At 57.0% G+C, this 23,102-nt stretch carries 20 protein-coding genes; 12 read left to right on the top strand and 8 right to left on the bottom strand.

Going from position 1 to position 23,102, the window contains the following annotated elements; genetic code table 11:
* Nucleotides 1–12 precede the first annotated feature (12 nt).
* A complete protein-coding gene (locus tag ABYV26_RS01490) occupies nt 13–423 on the bottom strand; it encodes a hypothetical protein (protein WP_372677492.1) in 411 nt (136 codons plus the stop codon).
* A gap of 147 nt (nt 424–570) precedes the next feature.
* Between ABYV26_RS01490 and ABYV26_RS01485 the strand changes: the two genes are divergently transcribed.
* The gene (locus ABYV26_RS01485) at nt 571–2,148 is read left to right on the top strand and encodes a methylenetetrahydrofolate reductase C-terminal domain-containing protein (RefSeq protein ID WP_372677490.1); all 1,578 of its coding nucleotides are present in this window, start codon (nt 571–573) and stop codon (nt 2,146–2,148) included.
* A 77-nt stretch (nt 2,149–2,225) separates the two neighbouring features.
* Nucleotides 2,226–2,531, top strand: coding sequence for an MTH1187 family thiamine-binding protein (locus ABYV26_RS01480; RefSeq protein ID WP_372677488.1), 306 nt, complete (start codon nt 2,226–2,228; stop codon nt 2,529–2,531).
* Here ABYV26_RS01480 and ABYV26_RS01475 read toward each other — a convergent pair.
* Both ABYV26_RS01475 and ABYV26_RS01470 read right to left on the bottom strand, forming a co-directional pair.
* Entirely contained in the window at nt 2,528–2,731 is a 204-nt protein-coding gene (locus tag ABYV26_RS01475; RefSeq protein WP_372677486.1) for a hypothetical protein, read from the bottom strand. The two genes, ABYV26_RS01480 and ABYV26_RS01475, sit on opposite strands and share 4 nt — an antisense overlap.
* Before the next feature lie 332 nt (nt 2,732–3,063).
* Entirely contained in the window at nt 3,064–4,236 is a 1,173-nt protein-coding gene (locus tag ABYV26_RS01470; RefSeq protein ID WP_372677484.1) for a geranylgeranyl reductase family protein, read from the bottom strand.
* A 113-nt stretch (nt 4,237–4,349) separates the two neighbouring features.
* Here ABYV26_RS01470 and ABYV26_RS01465 point away from each other — a divergent pair, with 113 nt between their 5' ends.
* Nucleotides 4,350–4,625, top strand: coding sequence for a hypothetical protein (locus tag ABYV26_RS01465; protein WP_372677482.1), 276 nt, complete (start codon nt 4,350–4,352; stop codon nt 4,623–4,625).
* 30 nt (nt 4,626–4,655) lie between these two features.
* Nucleotides 4,656–5,075 carry an acyl-CoA thioesterase gene (locus ABYV26_RS01460; RefSeq protein WP_372677480.1) on the top strand — a complete coding sequence of 140 codons (420 nt, stop codon included), beginning with the start codon at nt 4,656–4,658 and terminating at the stop codon, nt 5,073–5,075.
* 129 nt (nt 5,076–5,204) lie between these two features.
* Here ABYV26_RS01460 and ABYV26_RS01455 read toward each other — a convergent pair whose 3' ends face one another.
* Genes ABYV26_RS01455 through ABYV26_RS01440 form a run of 4 tightly spaced genes read right to left on the bottom strand, consistent with a single transcriptional unit; the run spans nt 5,205 to nt 10,908 of the window.
* Nucleotides 5,205–6,332, bottom strand: a complete 1,128-nt coding sequence (locus ABYV26_RS01455) for a DUF4185 domain-containing protein (protein ID WP_372677478.1) — start codon at nt 6,330–6,332, stop codon at nt 5,205–5,207.
* A gap of 32 nt (nt 6,333–6,364) precedes the next feature.
* Entirely contained in the window at nt 6,365–8,773 is a 2,409-nt protein-coding gene (locus ABYV26_RS01450) for a penicillin acylase family protein (RefSeq protein ID WP_372677476.1), read from the bottom strand.
* A gap of 17 nt (nt 8,774–8,790) precedes the next feature.
* Nucleotides 8,791–9,495, bottom strand: a complete 705-nt coding sequence (locus tag ABYV26_RS01445; protein WP_372677474.1) for a GntR family transcriptional regulator — start codon at nt 9,493–9,495, stop codon at nt 8,791–8,793.
* Between the two features lie 9 nt (nt 9,496–9,504).
* A complete protein-coding gene (locus tag ABYV26_RS01440) occupies nt 9,505–10,908 on the bottom strand; it encodes an aminotransferase class III-fold pyridoxal phosphate-dependent enzyme (RefSeq protein ID WP_372677472.1) in 1,404 nt (467 codons plus the stop codon).
* 267 nt (nt 10,909–11,175) lie between these two features.
* Between ABYV26_RS01440 and ABYV26_RS01435 the strand changes: the two genes are divergently transcribed.
* The 8 genes from ABYV26_RS01435 (at nt 11,176) to ftsY (ending at nt 22,241) form a co-directional block, all read left to right on the top strand.
* Complete coding sequence (locus ABYV26_RS01435) at nt 11,176–11,673, top strand: cyclic nucleotide-binding domain-containing protein (protein ID WP_372677470.1); 498 nt, start codon at nt 11,176–11,178, stop codon at nt 11,671–11,673.
* A 419-nt stretch (nt 11,674–12,092) separates the two neighbouring features.
* Nucleotides 12,093–12,812 carry a FadR/GntR family transcriptional regulator gene (locus ABYV26_RS01430; protein ID WP_372677468.1) on the top strand — a complete coding sequence of 240 codons (720 nt, stop codon included), beginning with the start codon at nt 12,093–12,095 and terminating at the stop codon, nt 12,810–12,812.
* Entirely contained in the window at nt 12,809–14,008 is a 1,200-nt protein-coding gene (gene rocD / locus ABYV26_RS01425; RefSeq protein ID WP_372677466.1) for an ornithine--oxo-acid transaminase, read from the top strand. Before ABYV26_RS01430 ends, rocD begins: the two co-directional genes overlap by 4 nt.
* Nucleotides 14,009–14,021: 13 nt before the next feature.
* A complete protein-coding gene (argF, locus tag ABYV26_RS01420; protein ID WP_372677464.1) occupies nt 14,022–14,939 on the top strand; it encodes an ornithine carbamoyltransferase in 918 nt (305 codons plus the stop codon).
* Entirely contained in the window at nt 14,939–15,880 is a 942-nt protein-coding gene (locus ABYV26_RS01415) for a carbamate kinase (RefSeq protein WP_372677462.1), read from the top strand. The genes argF and ABYV26_RS01415 overlap by 1 nt, the downstream gene beginning before the upstream one ends.
* A 13-nt stretch (nt 15,881–15,893) precedes the next feature.
* Nucleotides 15,894–16,832 carry an aspartate carbamoyltransferase gene (gene pyrB, locus ABYV26_RS01410; RefSeq protein ID WP_372677460.1) on the top strand — a complete coding sequence of 313 codons (939 nt, stop codon included), beginning with the start codon at nt 15,894–15,896 and terminating at the stop codon, nt 16,830–16,832.
* A gap of 466 nt (nt 16,833–17,298) precedes the next feature.
* Nucleotides 17,299–20,910, top strand: a complete 3,612-nt coding sequence (gene smc, locus ABYV26_RS01405) for a chromosome segregation protein SMC (RefSeq protein ID WP_372677458.1) — start codon at nt 17,299–17,301, stop codon at nt 20,908–20,910.
* 197 nt (nt 20,911–21,107) lie between these two features.
* A complete protein-coding gene (gene ftsY, locus ABYV26_RS01400) occupies nt 21,108–22,241 on the top strand; it encodes a signal recognition particle-docking protein FtsY (protein ID WP_372677456.1) in 1,134 nt (377 codons plus the stop codon).
* Nucleotides 22,242–22,323: 82 nt separating this feature from the next.
* Here the strand turns inward: ftsY and ABYV26_RS01395 are convergent, their stop codons facing one another.
* Nucleotides 22,324–22,899, bottom strand: a complete 576-nt coding sequence (locus ABYV26_RS01395; RefSeq protein ID WP_372677454.1) for a hypothetical protein — start codon at nt 22,897–22,899, stop codon at nt 22,324–22,326.
* Nucleotides 22,900–23,102 lie beyond the last annotated feature (203 nt).

The raw sequence follows: 23,102 nt of genomic DNA, 5'->3' as shown, positions 1-23,102 counted from the left end.
TGAAGGAGGGCGTTACAAGCGCTTGAGGCTGATCTTACCGTCACTGGCGGCAAGCACCTGGAAGAAATACTCGCCCATACGAAACCCCTTGCGGGCATGATCTTCATCGATCCGATGAGGATAGCCGTAGTGCGGGTCTAGCTGGAGAATGTACAGGTCCAGGGTAAGGGTGCCGCGGCGACTGCCGCGATAGACGATGCGGGCGTTTTCTACCCGGGCACCGTGATTTTTTGCCAGCAGAATCCGCTCGTTCTTTTCCAGGATCCGGTCCTGTGGTTCGGCGGTCAACGAGGGAGATGCGTCCCAAAAATAATCCGGGTTCAACGCGCCGGCCCACAGATACCAGACACACCCGAAAAAAAGGAGGCTGCAAGTCAAGAAGAATACCACCGCCGGCCATTTGTGTTCATGGGAATCCTGCACGGACAGGCCACCTTTCACATACATGGACGATATGCCCGCAACGGGCAAGGACGCAAAAGTAGGTCCGGTGAACATCTTTTTCAAGTATAAAATGCCCTGTCGATATGAAATCGCCAATCGGCATATGACACGGAGGTCTGATTATTCATGCTGCGCGTTTTTCAAACAGACATATTAGACTCGGAACAGTTCGTCGTTACCTTGGAGCTCGTACCCGGGCGTGAATCCACCGGACGGTCGGTGGACACGGTCATGGGCATCGCCAGGGACGCTTTTGCCGACGGGCGCGTGTCCGCAGTCTCCATCACGGACAACCCCGGCGGCAACCCGTCGCTGAGTCCGGATGCCATCGGCTACCGGATCTTTTCCATCGGCATGGACGTCATCGTGCACTTCACCTGCCGGGACATGAACCGCGTAGGTATGGAAAGCCGAGCCCTGCAGCTGGCCATGATCGGCATGAAAAACATCCTGGCCCTCACCGGCGATTATTCCGGCAAGGGGTTCGGCGGCCAGGGCGCACCGGTGTTCGACTTGGATTCGGTAAACCTGCAGATCATGCTCATGCTGATCAGCAAACGGGTCAACGCCGCAGGGGACCCAGACGGTTTCTTCACGGGCTGCGCCGTCTCCCCGTTCAAGCAGACCGAAGGGGAGTGTGTGGCCCAGTATGCCAAAATGAGCCGAAAGGTGTCAGCAGGCGCCCAGTTCGTCATCACTCAGCTGGGTTACGATGCCGGCAAATTCCACGAACTGATCGGCATCCAGCGGCACATGGACCTGCGGGTCCCCACCCTGGGCTCGGTTTATCTGCTCACCCCCAACGCTGCCCGCATCATGAACCAGGGCCGGGTGCCTGGCGCCGTGGTCACCGACCAGCTGCTTCACACGGTGCAAAAGGAGTGGCAGGACAAGAAACAGGGAAAAGCCGCGGCCATCGAGCGGGCAGCCCGATTAGGAGCGGTGCTTCAGGGATTGGGTTACCGGGGCATTCACATCGGCGGCATTCATCGGGACTTTTCCACGGTGGGGATGATTCTGGACCGAATGGCGAAGATCAAAGACGATTGGCAGACATTTATTCCCCGGTTCAACTATCCGCAGCCCCACAGCTTCTACGCCTTCCGGGAAACACCACCGAATCCAGTGACTTCTCCTGTTTTCGGTCTTCATTCCCAACCGATGCCGGTTGTCGATCGGGTGCTTTATCCGCTGATGCAACGCGCCCACAACCTTTTTTTTAATTTTGATTCGCCGTTGGCCTCCGTGTATCGATCGGTCTGCCGAACAATGGACAACGGCATTGCCGGACGGCTGTTCATGCACCTGGCCGAACACCCGATCAAACGGTTGATGCTGGGATGCCTGCAATGCGGCGACTGCGCCATCCAGCATGTGGGGTTTCTTTGCCCCGAGTCGGGATGCCCCAAACATACCCGCAACGGTGCCTGCGGCGGCAGCCTCCACGGCATGTGCGAAGTGAACCCGGACCGGCAATGCGTCTGGTTCCGTGCGCACAACCGGCTGGCGGCCAATGGAAAAATCAAGGAACTGTGTGACGGGTGCGTTCCCCCGCGCATGTGGGAACTCAACAACACCTCGTCCTGGCTGAATTTTCACCTGCGGCGGGACCATCAGAGCAACGGCAGTGAGATCGCGGGATTCTGCCGCCAGGCCACCTGCCGGCTGTTGCCTGAAGAGGGCGGTCTGAAGACAGAGGCCTGAAGGCGGAAGACTGAGGAGGAATGGAAGCTGGTTGAATTGGTTGAATTCGTTTTATTGGTTTGATTAAAGGAGTTGACATGAACGTCATCGCAGACCTGTGCATCGTTCCCATCGGCGTGGGCGTATCGGTCTCACCCTACGTTGCCGCCTGCCAGCGGATTCTCACGGAGGCCGGCCTGGACATCCAGCTGCACGCCTATGGCACCAACATCGAGGGTGATTGGGATGCCGTGTTCACCGCCATCCGGCGCTGCCACGAAGAGATTCACCACATGGGGGCACCGCGAATCACCACCACGCTCAAATTCGGGACCCGCACGGACCGGGATCAACACATGGCCGACAAAGTGGACAGCGTCACGGCCAAACTCACTCAAGGTTAGCCGGAAATCTCCCCCTCGGCTGCCCGCCGATCTTCCGGATATCCGATAAGTCGCCTCAGGCGGCGATCGTATCCACTGCGCCGATCCCAGTTGGTTCGCTGCTCGCGGCCGCGCGGTATCGAGACCAAAAACCGCCGATCCTGGACCCGGCGCCTGCCGCCGTTGTCCGCAACCTCAAGGGTTAATGCGCTTTTATCCATGGGTCACCTCCCCGGCCGGCGATCTTAAAAGGATGGGAATCAGGGTCACGGAATTTATAGTTGAGCACGATGACGCCTGATCTGAGTTCGTCTGCAGGGTTCACGCACCGGTCGCTATCGGTGAATGCACCCGTTAAGGTAGCCTTGTAGACGGGCCAGGAGACAGGCAAGAGGCACATTTATTTATTGTCCAGGCCCTGAGGGCGGTACGAAGACGAATAACGAAGAGAGGGGGGAGCAGAACAATTGTGCTGACACAGATGCCAAGTCATCCGAAGCGTCATATCGTTCCGGCAGCCTATCTTTAACATTAGCCAGTTCCTGGGCCACTGTCAAAAATAATTCGGTTTCCGGCTGGCAGGCACCGGCAACCCGAACCAAAATCGGTAGGCATGACGAAAAATATCCAGCATGGACAACCCCATTGAGAACCCTGTTATCAGCGCTGTCCTGGCTGGCGGTGAGACAAGCAGCAAATGCCCCATCCCAGGCAGCCTGTAGAAAGCAGCCGATGCAGCCTGAGCAAAGATCAGGTCACGTTGAATGGGCATCAACCCCTTTGCGTATGTTGCGCAGGCATCCCTTCCGGTATCCATGGCATCTGCAACGGCAGAAGCCGCCTTCTGGCCGCTGGTGATGGCATGGTACAGCCCCTCTCCGAGCAGCGGATCCACCAGTCCGGCGGCGTCACCGACCAACAGCACCCGCCCGCGGCCGGGTCGATACCGCCACCCCCCCATGCCCAGCGGAAAACCGGTGATACGCGTCGGCGCCGGTCCGCCGATCCTCCGGTCCGCATAGTCAACCAGATCCTGACGGGTGATCCTGACATCCGACCTCAAGGTGTAAAGTCCGATGTTGATGTGCTCCGCTTTAGGGAAGACCCACCCATATCCGCCGGCCACCCGGCTGAAATCAAAGCCCATGTCGAGATCGCTGGGAGGCGCCCGGTCCACTAGTCCCTCGACGGCAAACCCGGGGCGAAACCGTGCGAAACGTCCCGTCAGCCGGCGGACCCGGCTGTAGGCACCATCGGCTCCGATCAAAAACCGGGCACGGATCATGCGGCCATCCGCAACCAACGCCACGCGTCGACCGCTTTCCACAATCTTGTCGATCCGTTTCACGACCGCAAAATGAGCACCGGCGGCCACGGTTTTTTTCAGGCAGAAATCATCGAAGGCCGACCGTTCGACCATGTGGCAGATGGGATCATTGATTTTAAACCGTTTTGGATGGCGCATGCGGCAGCTGACCGACAGGCTGCAAAGGCTGCGTTGGATCACCGGGGCGATCGAATAGCGCAGCGCTCGCACCGCTTTGACCGTCAGCCCGCCGGCACAGGTTTTCTTGCGCGGAAATTCGGTGCGGTCCAATAAAAGCACCCGGAGGCCGTGGACGCATAGGTCCCAGGCCGCGCTGCAACCGGCGGGGCCTGCTCCGACCACCACGACATCTGCAGTCAGCGAGGCTCGTTTATGGCTCAATGATGTTTCACCGCACATGCAATCTCCGCATTGACTTGGCCCGTCGGATCTGGCAACAATCGGGGTAATCATGTCATTTTCGGCGATGCCTTTCAACCGGCAGCCGGCCAGCCATGGCAGGAAAGTGGTCTATGCTCACGGTTAAACAAGCGGTTCGGACGGCCATGGATCTTCTCGAGGATCTTTACGACACCCGCAAATTTGAGGACATCCTGCTGGAAGCGGTGGAGATGGACGACGATGGCCGCCACTGGCAGGTGACCGTGGGGTTTTCGCGCAAAGCGCTGTCCGAAAACGTCATGGAGGCCATCGGTTCCAAAAAATATATCCGCAGCCGCAAGATCTTTCACATCGACGGCAACACTGGAGACCTGGTATCCATGAAAGACGGCGAACCGTCCATCTAGTCAAACCCGTCAGCCGCAAGGAGCACACCGTTGAGTCGCAAACAGCCATTTCAATCTAGAATCAGCAGCCGTTTCAACGATATCGATGCCATGGGGCACGTCAACAACGCCGTGATCTTCACCTACTTCGAAGAGGGCCGGAAAGCCCTCTTCTACGATGCATTCAGGGAATCCGTTCCCGGCGGATTCAATTTCATGGTGGCCCACCTGGAATGCGACTACATCCTGCCCGTCCGCCTCGAGGATCGGCTGCTGCTGAACCTGTGGGTCACCACTGTCGGCACAAAAAGCTTCGGGCTGGCCTATGCCCTGATGGACGAAGCCGATGTGAACCGCATCTTCGCCAAGGGATCATCCGTCCAGGTGTGCTACGACTACCGGCAGCGCCGGTCGGTACCGGTCCCGCCAACGCTTAAAAAAGCACTTCTGGCCTACCACCTGCCCGACTGAGGATCGACCCTCCCTGTGTCCCTGCCGCCTGCGGCCTACTGTCGCCGTCATCCCTTTAATTTATCATCGTTATTACGTAAATTGCGCTGAACCACACCCAACCGGTGATTCGGGGAAGAAAGACAACGTTCAGTCCAGTCCACTGGCAGCGTCGAATGAACCTTGAAGCACCCGCGGGTAGTAGAGCGCAGGATACTCGTTCAGGCGTTTTGGATCGATATGATTGGTGGCGTAGGTGATCACCAGATCGGCGCCGGCCAGGAAGGGGTGCGATTTGGCAGCATAAATCAAAACGCCGGGAATCGTCACTTCCTCCGGAGAATAAAAACCAGTCAGCCGCCCCCACGGCCCTTCGGGTCGAGGGGCGATCCGCCATCCCAATTCGGCGGCGCCGAAACCGACGGTTTGAATCTGCACAAACTGGTTGATACGGGGTTCGAAATGAACGCCGAACTCGGCATGGGCGTCGGTGAACAGAACTGCCGGCCAACTGTCCATCTGTGCTTCTGTCTTCCATCCCTGACCCGCACCGCACCACCATTGCGGCCCACGCAAATCCCCTGCCCATGCCAGATCCGCTTTCCACCTGGCCAGATAGGCCTGATTCCCGCTTGGATGGGTTCCATAGGCATAAAGGTATCCCTTGCTGTGCAACACACCGCCGGTACCCAAAGCGATGGCGAACATACCTGGGTTTTTCCTCACGTCCGCGGTCTGCCATCGATCAGGAGGTGAATCGGGATTGTCGACCAATTGCGCATGCCAGCCCGTAACGGCAAAGCCCAGATCATTTTCAAAAGGCGCGATCATCGTGAGAAAGACCAGTAAACGACCGCCGAGACGAATGCCGTCGCCGGGCCAAAACCATGTTTTTTCGAATTCGGGGAAAAAGGATGCCGGAGCATGCGCCGCGGTCTGCCTCCAGGAAAACACCATGGATGCTGCAGCGGGATCGCTTCCGGTCTGGATGCCGACGCTGTTGTGGATCAGGTGGGACTGGCTTCGGTCGTTGCCCTTGCCCGCGCGGACGAGGGTGTCCCCAAAAAGCCAGAGCACCCTGCCCTTTCCCAGATCCACGCTGTGGGCATCATCAGCCCCCAGCCAACGAGGGTCCTGCCGAAAGAGGCCATCGGCTGCCGGCCATGGACGGGCCTTTAAATGAACGGTAGACGGTTGCCTTCCAATTGGCCCCTGGCAGGCCACGGCAATACCAACCAGCAGTATCGCGAGAAACAGTGCCCATCGTCTGCGACACATGACCTTCATCATTTCCATAAGGCAAGGCATGATCAATGGGAAGGCTCGGCAGTCGGCGTCAGCATCAGGACCGAGCGGTGGTGGTTGGCAATTTCACGGTCGCTGAACCACCAATACATCTTCTCACCATCCATGAATGCACCGATCTGGTCTTTGGCATGGGGATGAAACACCCGCCCGGTCACCCCGCCGGACAACACGGCCAGCACCTTGTCCTCGTCGGCAAGGTCGGCCACCATGCGAAGGGCCGCAGAGATGGTCACCGAATAAGGATCGTTGTATTCATATCGCCCCCGATAGAGAACCTCCACGGAACCCGCTGCCGGGTGGGTGCCGCCTCCGAAAAGGCCCTTGCCAAAGCCTTCCCTGCGAATGGGGCTGACGAAACTGTGCTGATGGACGTTTCCCCACAGCCATCGATCCGGGTTGCTGCCCATTGTCGCGGAAAGCATGGCACGGGCGTCTAAGGCCGCACGGATCAGGATCTCTGGCTTTCGTTCGACGGTCCCGGCCGTCGTCGTGTCATCGAACCAGGCCCCCAGGTGGTCGGTTAACACCATCAGCTGAAATCGTTCCTGCCAGAAATACCAGAGCCCCAGCATATGCTTGGCCAGATCTTCTCCCAGTTCATCGGAAAACGTCAGCCAGGCGAATCGTTCGTAAATCGAATGGAAAAGAGTGGCACCGACGGCGTCGATGTCGTCATACAAATCCCAATTTTTTAGGATTTCAGCCAGTTTGTGGGTTTGCGGAGAAGTCTCCAGGACCTCCACCATATAAGGAACCAGCTTTTCCGCCATCAGGTTGAAGGTGTCCCGCTGATAGCGCCAGTGATCGTCAACGGTTTTTTCACCGGGCGTTTCCATCAGCTGTTTGAGTCGGCGGTATCGATAGGAAGGCGACTGGTAGGATGAGAAATAATAGGGATAATCGTGCGGCACCGTATGGTGGTTGCAGGTGCCCAGCCAACCCCTTTCGGGGTTGTATGCGTGGGGCATCTGTTCAAAAGGGACAAAACCGCGCCAGTTGTCCCTGCCGTCGGCCACCACGAACGGAACGGTCCCATCCCCGTCATTACGGATGGGCAAACGCCCGGAGACGTGCCAGCCGATGTTTCCGTCCGCATCGCCAAAGGCGAAATTGAGCATGATAATATTGGCCATCGCCAGCGCACGCCGGATGTCGCCCACATTGTTGGCATTGATTAAGTCCGTCACCCCCAGGGACGGGCTCATATTTTCAAAAGGTGCCCATCGGAGACTCATCACCTGATCCGTTTCAAGGCCCTTGAGCACATCGGAAACGACCGGACCCCGACTTGTGTAGCGAATCGTAATCGGCTCTTCTCGGAATCCCATCTTCGCCTTCTTGTCCCGAATTCTTATTTTTTCCTGAACCACGGCAAAGGGAATGGACCGGTTGCCCTCCAGATAATGATCGGGGTTGGCCGGATCGACGGTTTCCACGTAGAGGTCCTGCATGTCCCCATAGGCATTGGTAACGCCGACGGCCACAGACCGGTTACGAAAGATGGGCATCAGGGGCAGACCAGGGAGATGAACGCCAACGATACGGTTGTCGGGTGTGACTAAACCGGCCGGATACCAGGGGCCGGGGAGAATACGGGTTTCCATGTGAGGATCATTACAGACGACCGGCTTTCCGCCGACAGACAGACCTGGACCGATTACCCAGTTGTTGCTGCCCATCGCATGGCTGCCGCCTTCAAGAAAGCCCAGCAGCATTTTATCGGTTTGAATGCCGGCTGAAGCCATCGGATAACCACCGGCCGCATCCGCCCGGGAAACCTCATCGTCCGGGTTGACAATCAAGGGAAATATCTCCCTGGCCTTCTGCTGGCCGAGTTTTTCAACCAGCAATTGTGCCACAATCTCCGTCTTCAGGTTGGCCGAGGTGTCCCAACTCATTAAATATAAGATGGCAATGCTATCCGCAAGGGTCCATGGTTCCGGCGATATTCCCGCCAATTTGAACTCCAGCGGAAAAGAATCCCTGCCGTCTTGGATGTATGCGTTGACGCCGTCCACATAGCACTGGATGAATCGACGGGTATCCTGTTCCAACTTTCTGGCGTGGGCGATGGCCTGGCGGTGAAAGCCGAGGGTACGGTGGCGAATATCCAGTCCCTTGGCTTTTTCCCCACCAAGTTCACCAATCCGACCTGCGGCGAAAAGCCGGGTCAGGGTCATCTGGAACAAACGGTCCTGGGCGGTGACGTATCCCAAGGCGCGCATGGCGTCGTCCAGCGAGTCGGCGTAAATATAGGCCATGCCCTTTTCATCGCGAACCACTTTAACTGGCGAATCGAGGCCCCTCAATTGAAGCGTGCCATCGGTCTGGTAGCGATTGAGAACGGCACATCCAGCAAGGAGAAAAAGGCTGAGCATCAGCGGCAACGAATACCAGGCAACCTTTCGCATGGGATCCTCCACGTATGTTATTTCAATGGTTCCTGGTAAAACTGGCGGATAAACCCCTCATAATAGGAGAAGGACCAGTGCCGATTCTGCAGCATGTCGGCGGCCGCCTTCCCATCTCCGGCGCAGATCAGGTCGATCAGCTCGTCGTGCTCCCGGCAGTTTTGGCGTTCCCACTCGCGAATATAACGGCGACGGGGAAAATCGTAGAGCCGTTGCTTGAAGGGGATAATAATTTTTTTGACCTGCCGGTTGTCGGACAGGTCCAAGAAGTGGTCGTGGAAGGTGAGGTTCAACCCGAAAAAATCGGCATAGCGATCGTCGAAATCATCCCCTTCGATCATCTCCTTCATGCTGACATTGATGGCGGTCATGGCATCGAGGCGTTCGTCGGTGAAGCGACTGCAGACGTCAACCAGCACATAGGCTTCTATCGCGCCTACAATGTCGTATGCGTCTTTGACGTCCTGCAGGGACAACCGGTTCATCACTACCCCCCGACGCGGCAGAATAGTGACGAATCCTTCGCACTCCAACTGGATGATCGCGTCGCGCAGGGGGGTTTTGCTGATCCCCAGCCGTTCACTCATCTCATTGAGCCGGATATACTCGCCAGGGATAATGCGGCCGTTGAGCATCTCGGTCCGCAAATACTGGTAAACCTGCTCCCGCAGCGAACGCAGCTCAAAGGGGTTGACGTCCTTATTATCGGTGGGTGGAAGCAATCGTTTTTCTCATCCGAAGACTTTTTCGATGCCTTTTTGGGTGGCCAGGACCATCCGATCCGCCTCATCTTTAGTGATCACCAGCGCCGGTGCATAATAGAGGGTCGTGTTGAGACCGGGCAGGCTGCTGTTGGTTCGCCCGAGCAGCACCCCCTCTGCCTTGACGGCATCGATCACTGCACCGATCTGTGCCTCGCTGGGCGGCTGTTTACCCTGTTTATGGGACACCAGTTCCACACCGCAGAAAAGGCCTTTGCCCCGAACGTCGCCGACTGCAGGGTGGTCTATCAGTTCCCTGAGCCTGCCGAGCAGATAATCGCCCATCACCCGGCTGTTTTCGACCAGACCTTCAGTTTCCATGATGCGAATGTTCTCCAGCGACGCCGCCATGACGCCGGCACAGCCGCCGTAAGTGGAAATGTCCCGAAAAAAATGCATACGTTTATTCGGGTCGGCCGGATCGTTGAGAAACAGATCGTAAATATGCTGCTTGACCACCGTGGCGGAAATGGGTTCATAGGCGCTGGCCATGCCCTTGGCCAGGGTGATCATGTCCGGGTCCACGTCGAAATGCTGGTGTCCGAAAAACTTGCCGGTCCGGCCGAATCCGGCCACCACCTCGTCGATGACCATAAATACACCGTATTTTTTGCATATCTCCTGCAGAATGGGAAAATACTCATCCACAGGAACGATGATGCCGCCGCCGGCAGTGATCGGCTCTACGATCAATCCGCCCACGCTCTCCGGCCCCTCTTTCAAGATAATCTCTTCCACCGTTCTGGCGCACTGGATATCGCAGTTCGGGTAGCTTTTATCGAAAGGACAGCGGTAGCACAGGCAGTGTGGAATCTGCACGAAACCGTCCGGAAAGGGCCCGAAGTCCTTCTTGCGTTCGGCCTGTCCAGAGGAAGCCAGCACGGCAATGGTAGTGCCGTGATAGTCCCGGTCCCGGTACATAATTTTATATTTGCCTTTGCGGGCCGGATCGATAGTGGTGGCCTGGCGAATGATCTTGTAGCTTTTTTCGTTCGCCTCGGACCCGCTGTTGGAAAAATAGACTTTGCCCATGGTCGGCAGCAGTTGGATTAATTTGCTGGAGAGCTTGATGGAGGGGATCGTGCCGACGCTGCCTGCGAAATATGGCATCTTCTTCATCTGAGCGGCCACGGCATCGGCAATACTGTCCCGGCCGTAGCCCACATTGACGCACCACACGCCGCCTGAAGTCGCGTCCAAGTATTCCCGCCCACGGATATCTGTGACCGTCAACCCCTTGCCTGCCACGATGATCATCTGCTCCTGGACCTGAAAACATTTGTGGGGCTTGATGTGATGCCACAGGTGATCCCTGTCGCCAACGACCATCTCATCTACGCCGTAATCCAACACATGCGACAAAGAACCGTCCATTCGATACTCCTTTTCAGCTTATTGACATCCATCCTCAGGAAAAAAAACCGTGTCTCCAACTTACTGATGCCTGATATATCAAACACCACTTTTAAAGTAAAGAATCCCGACCCCGTCGGCCAGGATTGAACCCCATGATGCATGCACAGGCATTTGACATCAAGTGGGGTCTTGGGATAACCATTCGAAAGATTTTCGGTTAGGATGTTGCGTCTTCCAGAGCAGATTGAAAAAAAACCATTCCTTTACGCTGAGGCTACCCCGCCATTGAAACCGACTCGATCTAAGAACGTATTAAAAGAGGCCATCATCAACTGCCTGTCCAGCATCCCGATTTTCGCTGATCTGGACCCCGCTGAACTGAACACAATCAGCGACCACATGCATGTTTCGCGGTATGAAGCCGGCGATTTCGTCTTTAGCGAAGGCGATCCGGGCGATGAGGTGTGCTTCGTGGTTGACGGCACCCTGGACGTATTGAAATTGTATGATGGGCGCGTAGAAAAGAAAATCGCCGTCAAGGCCCCTGGCGGTTCCCTGGGAGAAATGGCCGTCATCGGCAACTTTTCCCGCACCGCCACCGTCAAATCACGCACCGATGTCACCCTGCTCACCCTGCCGCGCAGGCGCTTCGATCAGATTTGTGATGAACACCCGAGAATCGGTGTTAAAATCCTGCGATCGATCGCCAGACTGCTGAGTTTGCACCTGCGGGACACGTCCCAGGAGTTGTTTGAACTCATATCGCCGAGAAAGCAACCTTGACCGCTTTTTCCGATCCACAAAAGCGTCTATCGTTCAAGCGTGATGAACCCGTAAAAAGTCGAGATGTCCTCTTTTTTGTCATCCCCGCGAAGGCGGGGATCTATAAGTTTCAGACAGGTATGGACAGCGCTGAAAAAGCTTCACTACGTGCCCCGCCTTCGCGGGAGTGACACCACTTGTGACTTTTTACGGAACCATCAAGCGTGGCATCAAAAATAGCTGATTTGGCTGTTCCACATCAGGTTATCGGTCAACCAGATCGTCCACGCTTCCATTGGTTGGTTGGCCTGAAGGTCAATTAGACCAACTTTTAATTGACATTTGGGCCAACCTTTTTTAAATGGGTTACCCATTAACATTAAATGCATTGGCGGCCACGTGTTCCACTTGACGGGTAAGCGCTCCAATACAGGCAAACCATGTTTAAAAAAACTAGCCAGCAACGCATTTTCGAAGACCTGATCGCTCAGATCGAAGGGGCCATTTTAGATGGTCGCCTGAAGGCCGGCGACCGGTTGCCCGCCCAGCGGGACTTGGTCGATATGTTCCAAACCAGCCGCGGGCCCCTTCGCGAGGCCTTGCGTGTCCTGGAGCAAAAAGGACTCCTGGAAATCAGACGCGGCGTGCGCGGCGGGGCGGTGGTCAAGCAGCCAGGCATGGCACCGGTGGCCGAAAGCCTGGGCCTTCTGATTCGCCACCGAGAAATCACCCTGGTCGAGCTCTCCGAATTCCGGGAGGGTGTCGAGGGCAGCGTGGCCGCCCTCGCCGCCCAGCGCGCCACCCCGGCGGATATCCGCCAGCTCAAATCGCTGCTGAAACAGGCCAAAAAACATGTGGGTGACGGCATCGAGGCGTGGGAACGGTTTTGTCAGGTGGACAACCGCATCCACGTGGCCATTGCCAAATCCGCCGGCAACCGGGTATACGAATTCGTCCTGCGCATGGTCCACGACAACATCCAGCGGTACTATGAAACCCACCCCCTGAAAGACCCGCCCTTCATGCAGGAAAACTATCAAGATCTGTGCGACATCGTCACTGCGCTGGAAAAACAGCAGGCCACGGCCGTGCGCTCGCTCATGCAAAGCCACGTGCGCCGTTTCAACAGATATATGAACAGCCAAGGAGGCAACCCATGAACACCCAACAATATCTCGATCTCGAAAACGAATACGGCGCCCACAACTACAAACCCCTGGACGTCGTCCTGACCAAGGGTGAAGGCGTTTGGGTGTGGGACGTAGACGGTAAACGGTACCTGGACTGCCTGGCTGCCTACAGTGCGGTCAATCAGGGCCACTGCCACCCGGCGATCATGAAAACCATGATGGCCCAGGCCCAGAAGCTGACCCTCACCTCCCGGGCCTTCCGCAACGATCAGCTGGGTTATTTCTACAAGGAAATCTGCGAACTGACCCGCTCCCACAAGGTGCTGCCCATGAACAGCGGCGCCGAAGCGGTGGAAACCGTGATCAAGGCCGTACGAAAATGGGGCTACCAGGTCAAAGGCATCCCCGAAGACAAGGCGGAGATCATCGTCTGCGCCAACAACTTCCACGGTCGCACCATCACGATCGTGGGATTTTCCACCGACCCGACGGCCCGCAGCGGGTTCGGCCCATTCACCCCGGGCTTCAAAATCATCCCCTTCGGCGATGCCGATGCACTGGAAGCGGCCATCACCCCCAATACCGCCGGCTTTCTGGTGGAACCCATCCAGGGTGAAGCCGGCGTCATCATACCCAAGGACGGCTATCTCAAGGCCGCCCGCGAAATCTGCGACCGCCACAACGTGGTGCTGATTCTCGACGAAATCCAGACCGGCCTGGGGCGCACCGGGCGGCTCCTGGCCGAGGAGCACGACGGCATCGAGGCCGACCTCACCCTGGTGGGCAAAGCCCTGTCCGGGGGCTTTTATCCGGTCTCGGCCGTGCTGTCCAACAAAGAGGTCATGGATGTGCTGCAGCCCGGCGAACATGGATCCACCTTTGGCGGCAACCCGCTGGCCTGCGCCATCGCCCGCACCGCCATCCGGGTGCTCAAGGAAGAAAAGATGATTGAAAATGTCAGCGAAATGGGTGATTATTTTCTGGCCGGCCTGAAAAAGATCCAGAGCCCGCACATCAAGGAGGTGCGCGGCCGCGGTCTGATGATCGCCATGGAGCTCTTTCAGAAAACGGGCGGCGCCCGACCGTTCTGCTACCAACTGGCCGGCAGGGGCATACTGTGCAAGGAAACCCATGAAAATACCATCCGCTTCGCCCCGCCCCTGGTCATTAAAAAAGACGAAGTGGATTGGGCGCTGGAACAAATCGATGCGGTGATGAAAGCATAAAGGAGGTATCCCCGTGAAACGCGATTTTCTGCATATCACCGATTTTAGTGCCGACGAAATCCAGGCAACCTTCACCCTGGCCAAAGAGGTCAAGGCGCGTTTCAAACGCCGGGAGGACTACAAACCGTTCAAAGACCACTCCATGGCCATGATCTTCGCCAAGCCGTCTGCCCGCACACGCATCTCCTTTGAAACGGGCTTTTACCGCATGGGCGGCCACGCCCTCTACCTGGGCCCGTCGGACATCTCCATCGGCAAACGTGAGGCGGTTAAAGATATCGCACGGGTCATCGCCCGCTACAACGATGTCATCATGGCCCGGCTCTTCGCCCACGCGCATGTGCTCGAACTGGCCGAATACGCGTCGGTGCCGGTGGTCAACGGCCTGACCGACTACAACCATCCCTGTCAGATCATGGCCGACATGTTCACTATTTTAGAGCACCGCGGGCACCTCAATGACCTGAAGGTGGCCTACGTGGGCGACGGCAACAACATCGTGCACTCCTGGCTGCGCCTGGCGCAACGCTTGCCCTTCCACTTTGTCTGCGCCTGCCCTGACGACTATGAGCCCGATGCACAGACCATTGCCGACACCCGACAGGCCGGCCTGTCGGAGATAGAAATCAGCCACGATCCCAAAACAGCCGTCAAGGATGCCGATATCGTCTATACGGACGTCTGGGCCTCCATGGGGCAGAAAGATGAAGCCGAAGCGCGCAAAGCCCGTTTTCAGGGGTTTCAGGTCAATGACGAACTGATGGCCGCCACCGGCAAGACCAGCCTGTTCATGCACTGCCTGCCCGCCGAACGCGGCGTGGAAACCACCGACTCGGTACTTGAATCCGAGGCGTCGATCGTCTTCGACGAAGCGGAAAACCGAATGCATGCCCAAAATGCCATCCTGCTGAAGATTTGCGGAAAAGCCTGATGAAGAAAAAAGCCAATCAAAAGCCCGTGCTGCTGGTCGCTTTAGGCGGAAACGCCATGATCCAGAAGGGGCAGACCGGCACCGTGGAGGAGCAGTTCGAGAACCTGAAGATCCCGATAGACCAGATCGCCAGGTTGTCAAAGGACTACCGAATCATCATCACCCATGGCAACGGTCCCCAGGTGGGCAACCTGCTGCTTCAGCAGGAGTGTTGCGACACGGTTCCACGGCTGCCGCTGGAGATTCTTGTGGCCCAAACCCAGGGTCAGATCGGCTACATGATCGAATCGACCCTGGACGAAGCCCTCATGGCCTTAGGCATCAACAGCCAACCGCTGGTCAGTCTGATCAGCTATGTGGTGGTGGACGAAACCGACAAGGCATTTAAGTCGCCATCCAAGCCGGTGGGACCCGCGTTCACCAAAGAAAAGGCCGCCACCCTGCCCTACCCCACGATTAAGACCCCCAAAGGCTACCGGCGCGTGGTCGTTTCCCCCAAGCCGGTAACCATTGTCGAGAAACGGGAGATCAGGACCCTGATTGGTGCGGGATTTATCGTGATCTGCTGCGGCGGGGGCGGTATTCCGGTGGTGCGCGCCGGACGCACATTCGACGGCGTGGATGCCGTTATCGACAAGGACCTGGCCAGTGCCTGCCTGGCCGAAGAAGTGGGTGTGGACGTTTTCGTCATGGCCACGGATGTGGACGGCGTGGCCCTGAATTTCGGCAGACCCGATGAACGCTATCTGACTTCGGTCAGTCTCACGGAATCGGCCCAATATATCCTCGCTGGCCATTTCTCTGCCGGCGCCATGCTCCCCAAGGTGGAAGCGGCCATGCAGTTCGTCGGCGGCGGCGGCAAACGGGCGGTGATTACCCGGGTCGACCGCATCGTCGATGCGGTGGCCGGAAAGGCCGGAACCGAATTTGTCAATATTTAAGGAGGACGATCCCATGGCAGCTTTTCCGTTGGCGCACGTGATTGAGTCTCAGCAGTTCGATCGGGAACTGCTCGAAGTGGTTTTCCAGACCGCCGACCAGATGAAGATGGACCTTTTTGGCGAACGACGCTTTGCCAAATCACTGGAGGGCAGGATCATGGCCTCCTTGTTTTACGAACCCTCCACCCGTACCCGCTTTTCATTTGAAAGCGCCATGCTGCGATTGGGCGGATCGGTGATCACGACGGAAAACGCCCGGGAGTTCTCCAGTGCGGCCAAGGGGGAAAGCCTTTCCGACTCGACACGAATCATGAACGGCTATGCCGATGTCATTGTCATGCGCCACAATGAAGCGGGCAGTGCGGCACGGGCTTCGGAAATTTCCTGTATCCCCGTCATCAATGCCGGCGACGGCGCCGGCCAGCATCCGACCCAGGCTCTGCTGGACATGTATACCATCGTGGACGCCTTCCCGGAAAAAAACGGCCTGAAAATCGCCATGGTGGGTGACCTGCGCTACGGGCGAACGGTAAGGTCGCTGGCATACCTGTTGACCAAGTATGAAAATGTGGAGATCATCTTCGTTTCGCCGCCGGTTTGTAAAATGGAGGGAGACATCAAAGCCTACCTGGATAAAAACAACGTTCCATGGCGTGAGGAAACAGACCTGGCCAGCGTTGCCCCGGAGGTGGACTGCGTCTACATGACCCGCATCCAGAAGGAGCGGTTCCATGACCCCGAAGACTACAAAACAGCCGCCGGCAAATATATCCTCACCCCGGAACGGGTCCGGACCATGAAGCCGGACGCCATTATTATGCATCCGCTGCCCCGGGTAGACGAAATCCCCAAGGAAGTGGACGACGATCCCCGGGCCCGCTATTTTCAACAAGCCATGAACGGCCTTTACATCCGCATGGCGCTGCTGTACCTGCTGCTGAAAAAAGATTAGTTTGTGTCCGTCCAGAAACGGCATCTTGCGGCCCAGCCCGGCGTTCTCACATTTTCACCATCCTCGACGTAGCGCTGCTACGCCTGCGGGTGCGAAAATGCTGCGGCCTTGGCCTGAACCACAATCTACCAATTTTAGATAGACACTTTTGAAGCAAATGCGGCACATCTTCATAAAATGTTTTTTCGCATAAAAATGACCCTCCGCAGTATAAAGCCGCTGTGTAAATGTTTACACCACATATAGTGGCACAAATCATCTTACAACCCCCCAAATTGTGCTTTCCACTTTACAACTACCGGTCTTGATGGTATCTGGTTACCAGCAATCGTTCATTCCGGCGACCGCTACCGGTATTCCAACGGAAATCAACACAACCCATTACTTATACGCCTTCGGGCGCAACGGCTGTTGCTGAGCCTTATCGAGGACTAATGGCTGGACAGGCAGGCAGGAGCAGGCAACGATGAAACTAAAAAAACTGGACATCGTCGGATTTAAATCTTTTTTCGAAAAGGCCTCGATCGCCTTCCCCCCGGGCATCTGTGCGGTGGTTGGACCCAACGGCTGCGGCAAGAGCAATGTGGTGGATGCCCTTCGCTGGGTGATGGGCGAACAGAGCATCAAGCAGCTTCGGGGCAAGGACAGGGAGGACATTATCTTTTCCGGTGCCAGCGGCAAGCCGCCGATGAACCTGGCCGAAGTCTCCCTGACCCTGGTCAACGACAACGGCAGCATGCCCGAGGAATTCAGGGATTTCAGCGAAGTGATGGTAACCCGCCGGCTTTACCGCAGCGGCGAAACCGCCTACCTGATCAACAAGCAGCCCTGCCGCCTCAAGGACATCCACAACATCTTCATGGGCAGCGGCGTGGGTGCCCGCACCTACGCGGTCATTCAACAGGGAAACATCGGCGCCATTACCGACGCCGGCCCGGACGAAAGGCGGGTCTTCATCGAGGAGGCAGCCGGTGTCACCCGCTACAAGATGCGCAAAACCGAAGCCCTGAGAAAGTTGAACGCCACCAACCAGAACCTGCTGCGGGTCAAGGACATCATCACCGAAATCGACCGTCAGATGGCCGGTCTCAAGCGCCAGGCCCAGAGGGCAGAACGGTTCAAAAACCTCAAAGCCGAGGCTCGGGGGATAGACATCCGGCTCATCCGCAACCGCGATGCCGACCTGGGCCGCCAGATGGACGAAGCCGGCAACTTGCTGAAATCGCTCAAAGACGAAGACATCGGCCAAAGCACTCGCCTCCAAAAAATCGACGCGGCCATCCAAGCCATCAAGCTTCGCCGCTCTGAAAAGGATCGGGAGATCGCCTCCCAGAAGTCCCGCAAATTCGAGATTCAACGCAAGATCGACCGCATCGAGGCCGACCTGGCTCATATGAAAACTGACCGCGAGCGGTTGATACGCGAAGTCGCTGAACTCGAGGCGGCCCGGACCGATCTGGCGGCCAAGAACAGCTCGATCGACTCGGAGATCGAGGGCGTCCAGCGTCAACACCAGGAACTGCAATCCCAAATCAGTGAAGTGAAGGACACCATCGCGCTGGAAAACAGCCAATCATCAGGCATGCGCGAACGGATCGACACGTTGAACCGAAACTTGGAATCCGGCAAGAACGAACTGATGAAAATGGTGGCCGAGGAGGCCCGGGTAAAAAACACCCACCAGAATGCGGCCAACAACCGCGACAATCTCAAACGCCGACTCAAACGCACCGACGAAGAAGCCCTAATAGCCGATAAAACCGTTCGGGAAGTCTCCGCGCGCCGCGAGGCCGCTGATGCCCGGCTGACCCAGACGAAAATCGAAATCCGGAAACTGGAGGGTCGGATTGCCTCTTTGAAAGAGGACCTGGATGCCGCCATTGCGTCCCTGTCCGCCCAGGTCAAGACCGCCCAGACCTTGGATATGGAGCGCAGCAAGGCCCGCAGCAGCCTGGCCACCCTGAAAAAAATGGAAGCCAACCTGGACTGGTATAAGGATGGGGTCAAAGCCATCCTCAAGGCCGCCAGACCGGAAACGCCCGAACCGGCAGCCGCACGGCCCACCGGTGTCGTCGGGCTTCTGGCCGACGTGATCGAGCCGGCACCCACCTATGAAACCGCTGTCGAAGCCGCCCTGGGCGAATCTCTCCAGTACATCCTGGTGCAGGACCAACCCTCAGGCGCCGACGCCATCGGCTACCTGCAGCAAACCCAGGCCGGACGGTGCGGATTCATCCCCGTGGGCGGCATGCGAGCCGTGGACGATCGCCTGGACAAGCAGCCGGAACCACACCACCTCCTGCTGAATCATGTCCGCGTCAAGGATGGTTTCGAATCGGTGGCCAGCGCCCTGCTTGGACATGTGGTGGTCGCCGACACCCTGGACAAGGCCCGGGAAATTTTCAACCGCAACGGCAAGGTGCAGACCGTGGTCACTCGGGCCGGCGACCTGCTTTCGCATCAGGGGTTGATGATCGGGGGCAGCCCGGACAAGCTGTCGGGTATCTTGGCCAAAAAACAGGAGATCAAATCGCTGGCCGTGCAGTGCGACCGGCTTGACGCCCGGATGGAGGAGGCTCACAACCTGCAGACCGAAATGGAAATCAAGGTCCGCAACCTTGAACGACAACTGCAGGAGACCATCGCCGAAAAAAGCAGCGCCGCCCAAGACGCCATGGAGGAGGAAAAGGACCTCTACCGAGCCGACGAAGACCTTAAAAATGCCCGGCGGCACCTGGAGATCGTCCGGCTGGAGCAAGAACAGCTCATGGGCGAGGAGATGGACCTGGACGAAGAGATCGAGCGCTACCATGCCCTGCTGAAGGCCATGGCCGACAACGTCACCGAGGCCCAGGAACAGGTGGCCCGCACATCGGCGCAGATCGATGAAACCGCCTCACGGCTGGAAGCCTTCAACCAGCGGATCGTCGACCTTAAGCTCAAACTCACCTCAGCCAGCGCCAACCTGGACAATTGCAGCGGCACGCTTCGCCGCTTGAAAGATTTCCAGGCCGACGGGATCCTACGCCTCCAACAGCTATCCCATGACATTACCGCCAAAACCGAAAAAATCGAAGGAACCGGCAAACGCAATGAAATCAACACCCGGGATCTTACCGCCCATTACGAGGCCCTTGAGCAGATAGACGGCCGGTTGGGCGCCGATGAAAAGGCGTTCAGTGACATCGATGCCCGATTGAAGGAAAATGACGCGCAGATTTCCCAGATCCAGAACCAGCGCGAAACACTTCACCAAAAAATCCGCATGCTGGAAATGGATTTGGCCGAAAAACGAATCAAGCGAGAAAATTTGGAGAACCGCTGCCAGGAATACTACCACTGTACCATCGCCGAACTGGCCAATGCCAATGAGCCGACGGATGAAGTCGGCCAGCAGCGCCCTGAGGAACTGGAAACGACCCTGGCCGCCATCCGCCAAAAAATCATCAACATCGGCGACGTCAACCTGGAGGCGATCCGTGAATTCGAGGAACAAAAGGAACGCTGCGACTTTCTATGCGAACAGCGGGAGGACCTGTTCAAAGCCATCGAGGGGTTGCACAAGGTGATCCGCAAGATCAACCGCATCACCCAGGAGCGGTTTCTGGACACCTTCAACCGCATCAATGAAAAACTCCAGGACGTGTTTCCCCGGCTTTTCGAAGGCGGCACCGCCCGCCTGGAACTGACCAATCCCAGCGAACCGCTGGAAACCGGGGTGGAATTCATGGTGCACCCGCCGGGCAAGAAACTCACACGCATGAGCCTGCTTTCCGGCGGGGAGAAGGCGCTCTCCGCCATTAGCTTCATCTTTTCCATCTTCTTGCTCAGACCGGCATCCTTCTGCCTCATGGACGAGATCGATGCACCGCTGGACGACGCCAACGTCATGCGCTTCAACAACCTGATGAAGGTGATCGGCGAAAAATCCCAGATCATCATGATCACCCACAACAAGAACAGCATGGAGTTTGCCGACACCCTGTTCGGCATCACCATGGAACAAAAGGGGTTGTCCAAGGTCGTGTCGGTGAACCTGGACCGCGAAAACCACCCAAAGGAACTCACCGCCGCCTAGCACCATTGATCAACGCACAAAAAGCCTGATTTCAGACGGCTTCGTAAAAAGTTCAAGATCAAGGCTTGCGAGCCTTTAGGAATACCGCTATCGCGGGTGCCGAAGGCAGTGTACGTATGATACGCCGCAGTGACGAAGGGTGAAGCGTAACGCAGATATTGGACTATTTACCAAGCCGTCATCATTGAAGGACATCCATGGCATTTAACTGGTTTAAAAAGAAGAAGGACCAACCCGATGAGGAAGCAGCCGAATCGCCGGAAACCGATGGCATTGCCGATGAGGCCTTTCATGAACCGGAAGCACCCGTCGACGAGGTGATCGAACCGCAGGCGGCGGCAGAATGTAAAGACAACCTGAACGTTCCGAAAGAAAAAACGGCGTCTCCGCGGCCACCTGCAGATGATGCACCCACTGAGAAAAAGGGCAGGGGCTTGTTCGCCCGCCTGAAATCCGGGCTTTCCAAAACCCGCAAAATTCTAACCACAGATATCGATGACCTGTTTCTGGGGAAAAAGCTGGTTGACGACGACATGTTGGAAGACCTGGAAGAGCTGTTGATCACTGCGGACATGGGTGTCCGCACCACCATGGACATCATGGAGCGGATCGCGGGAAAACGGTCGCGCATCGCCGGGGCCAAGGAATTGAAAGCCGTCTTGAGAGAGGAGATCCTGGCCTATTTCGAGGCCCTGCCGGCGCCATCATCTGAAGCCGCCGCCAAACCCCACGTGGTCATGGTAGTGGGCGTCAACGGGGTGGGCAAGACCACCACCATCGGCAAGCTTGCCGCTCACGAGTCCCGCCAGGGCAAGAAGGTGTTGATTGCCGCCGCCGACACCTTCCGGGCCGCAGCCATCGAACAGATGACCATCTGGGCCGAACGGGCCGGTGCGGATATCGTCCGCCACAAGGACCATGCAGACCCGGCAGCCGTAGCCTACGACAGTGTCGATGCCGCCATCTCCAGAGGAACGGACATCGTCTTCGTCGACACCGCCGGCCGTCTGCACACCAAGGTAAACCTGATGGAGGAAATCAAAAAGATCCAGCGCACCCTCGCCAAACGCCTTCCCGAGGCACCCCACGAAGTGTTGTTGGTGCTGGACGCCACCACGGGCCAGAACGCCCTGTCACAGGCCAAGATGTTCAACGAGGCGCTGGGTGTCACCGGCATCGCCCTGACCAAGCTGGACGGCACGGCCAAGGGCGGCATCGTGGTGAGTATCTGCAGCAGCCTGAACATCCCGTTGAAATATATCGGTGTGGGAGAAAGCGTGGAAGACCTCCAACCGTTCGACCCAAAGCAGTTCGTGGAAGCCTTATTCTAAACCGAGGATAGTCCTAACGCACCGGATTCAGAAAAAATCTCTTGAACTCCTGGCCCCTCGACCCCTTGAACCTTTTGCTTTTTCAGGTCCCGGCCATCTGGCGGCCGGTCTTCCGATACAACTCCAGGCCGATGATGCCTGACTTTTTAATTTGGTTGGCCGATTCAAAGGCCTGGATGGTCTGCAAGTCATTGACCTCGATGCCGGGTACCCCCAAAACCGGACAGATGTACTCTGCCCGTCGATTCTCCAGCCCCGTCTTGTGGAGCGCGGTCTCGGTCATAATGCCGAGCAGGGTGTAATTGCTGGTCGCTCCGGCAAGCACCGATATGACGGACGGGCTGCACCTCAGATTGTTTAAAAACAGGTCCAGTGGATTGCGGGCCCATCGGGTACTGAATACCCAACGGCTGATTTTCTTGGTGTACCCGGTGAGCTGCCATTCTGAGACCCGCCGGTTATTGATTACCGCCACGGCAGAAAATTCACAAGACAGGCCCCTGGCCAAGGTGGTATCACGATTGTAGCTCAGATATTTCAGATTCTGGGTGTTATCGGGCATGCCGCCGATGACCAGCACATCTTTCAGCAACGGGACGTTCGGCTCCACCACCCGTGCCACCGACTGGATGAGCGCATCGATATAATTGTTTTTCAATCTGGCACCCTCCCGATTCCAACCCATCCTGCGTTGTGATCCAGCTCCATTGTCTTTACTGACATTTCACCCGGCGGTCCGTCAACTGCTTTTTATGCGCCCAGGAAAAAGCACCGCTTGTTTTTTATGCGCATTCGTTAAAGACTTTTATGCTTTGACCGTTCCTGAAGGGGATTGCTGCCGTCGGATGAAGTCCACCGCCT

It is taken from the genome of Desulfosarcina sp. (assembly GCF_041551955.1).
Lineage (GTDB): Bacteria > Desulfobacterota > Desulfobacteria > Desulfobacterales > Desulfosarcinaceae > Desulfosarcina.
The sequence above is the reverse complement of the archived record's forward strand: the minus strand, read 5'-3'. Positions and strand labels throughout refer to the sequence as shown.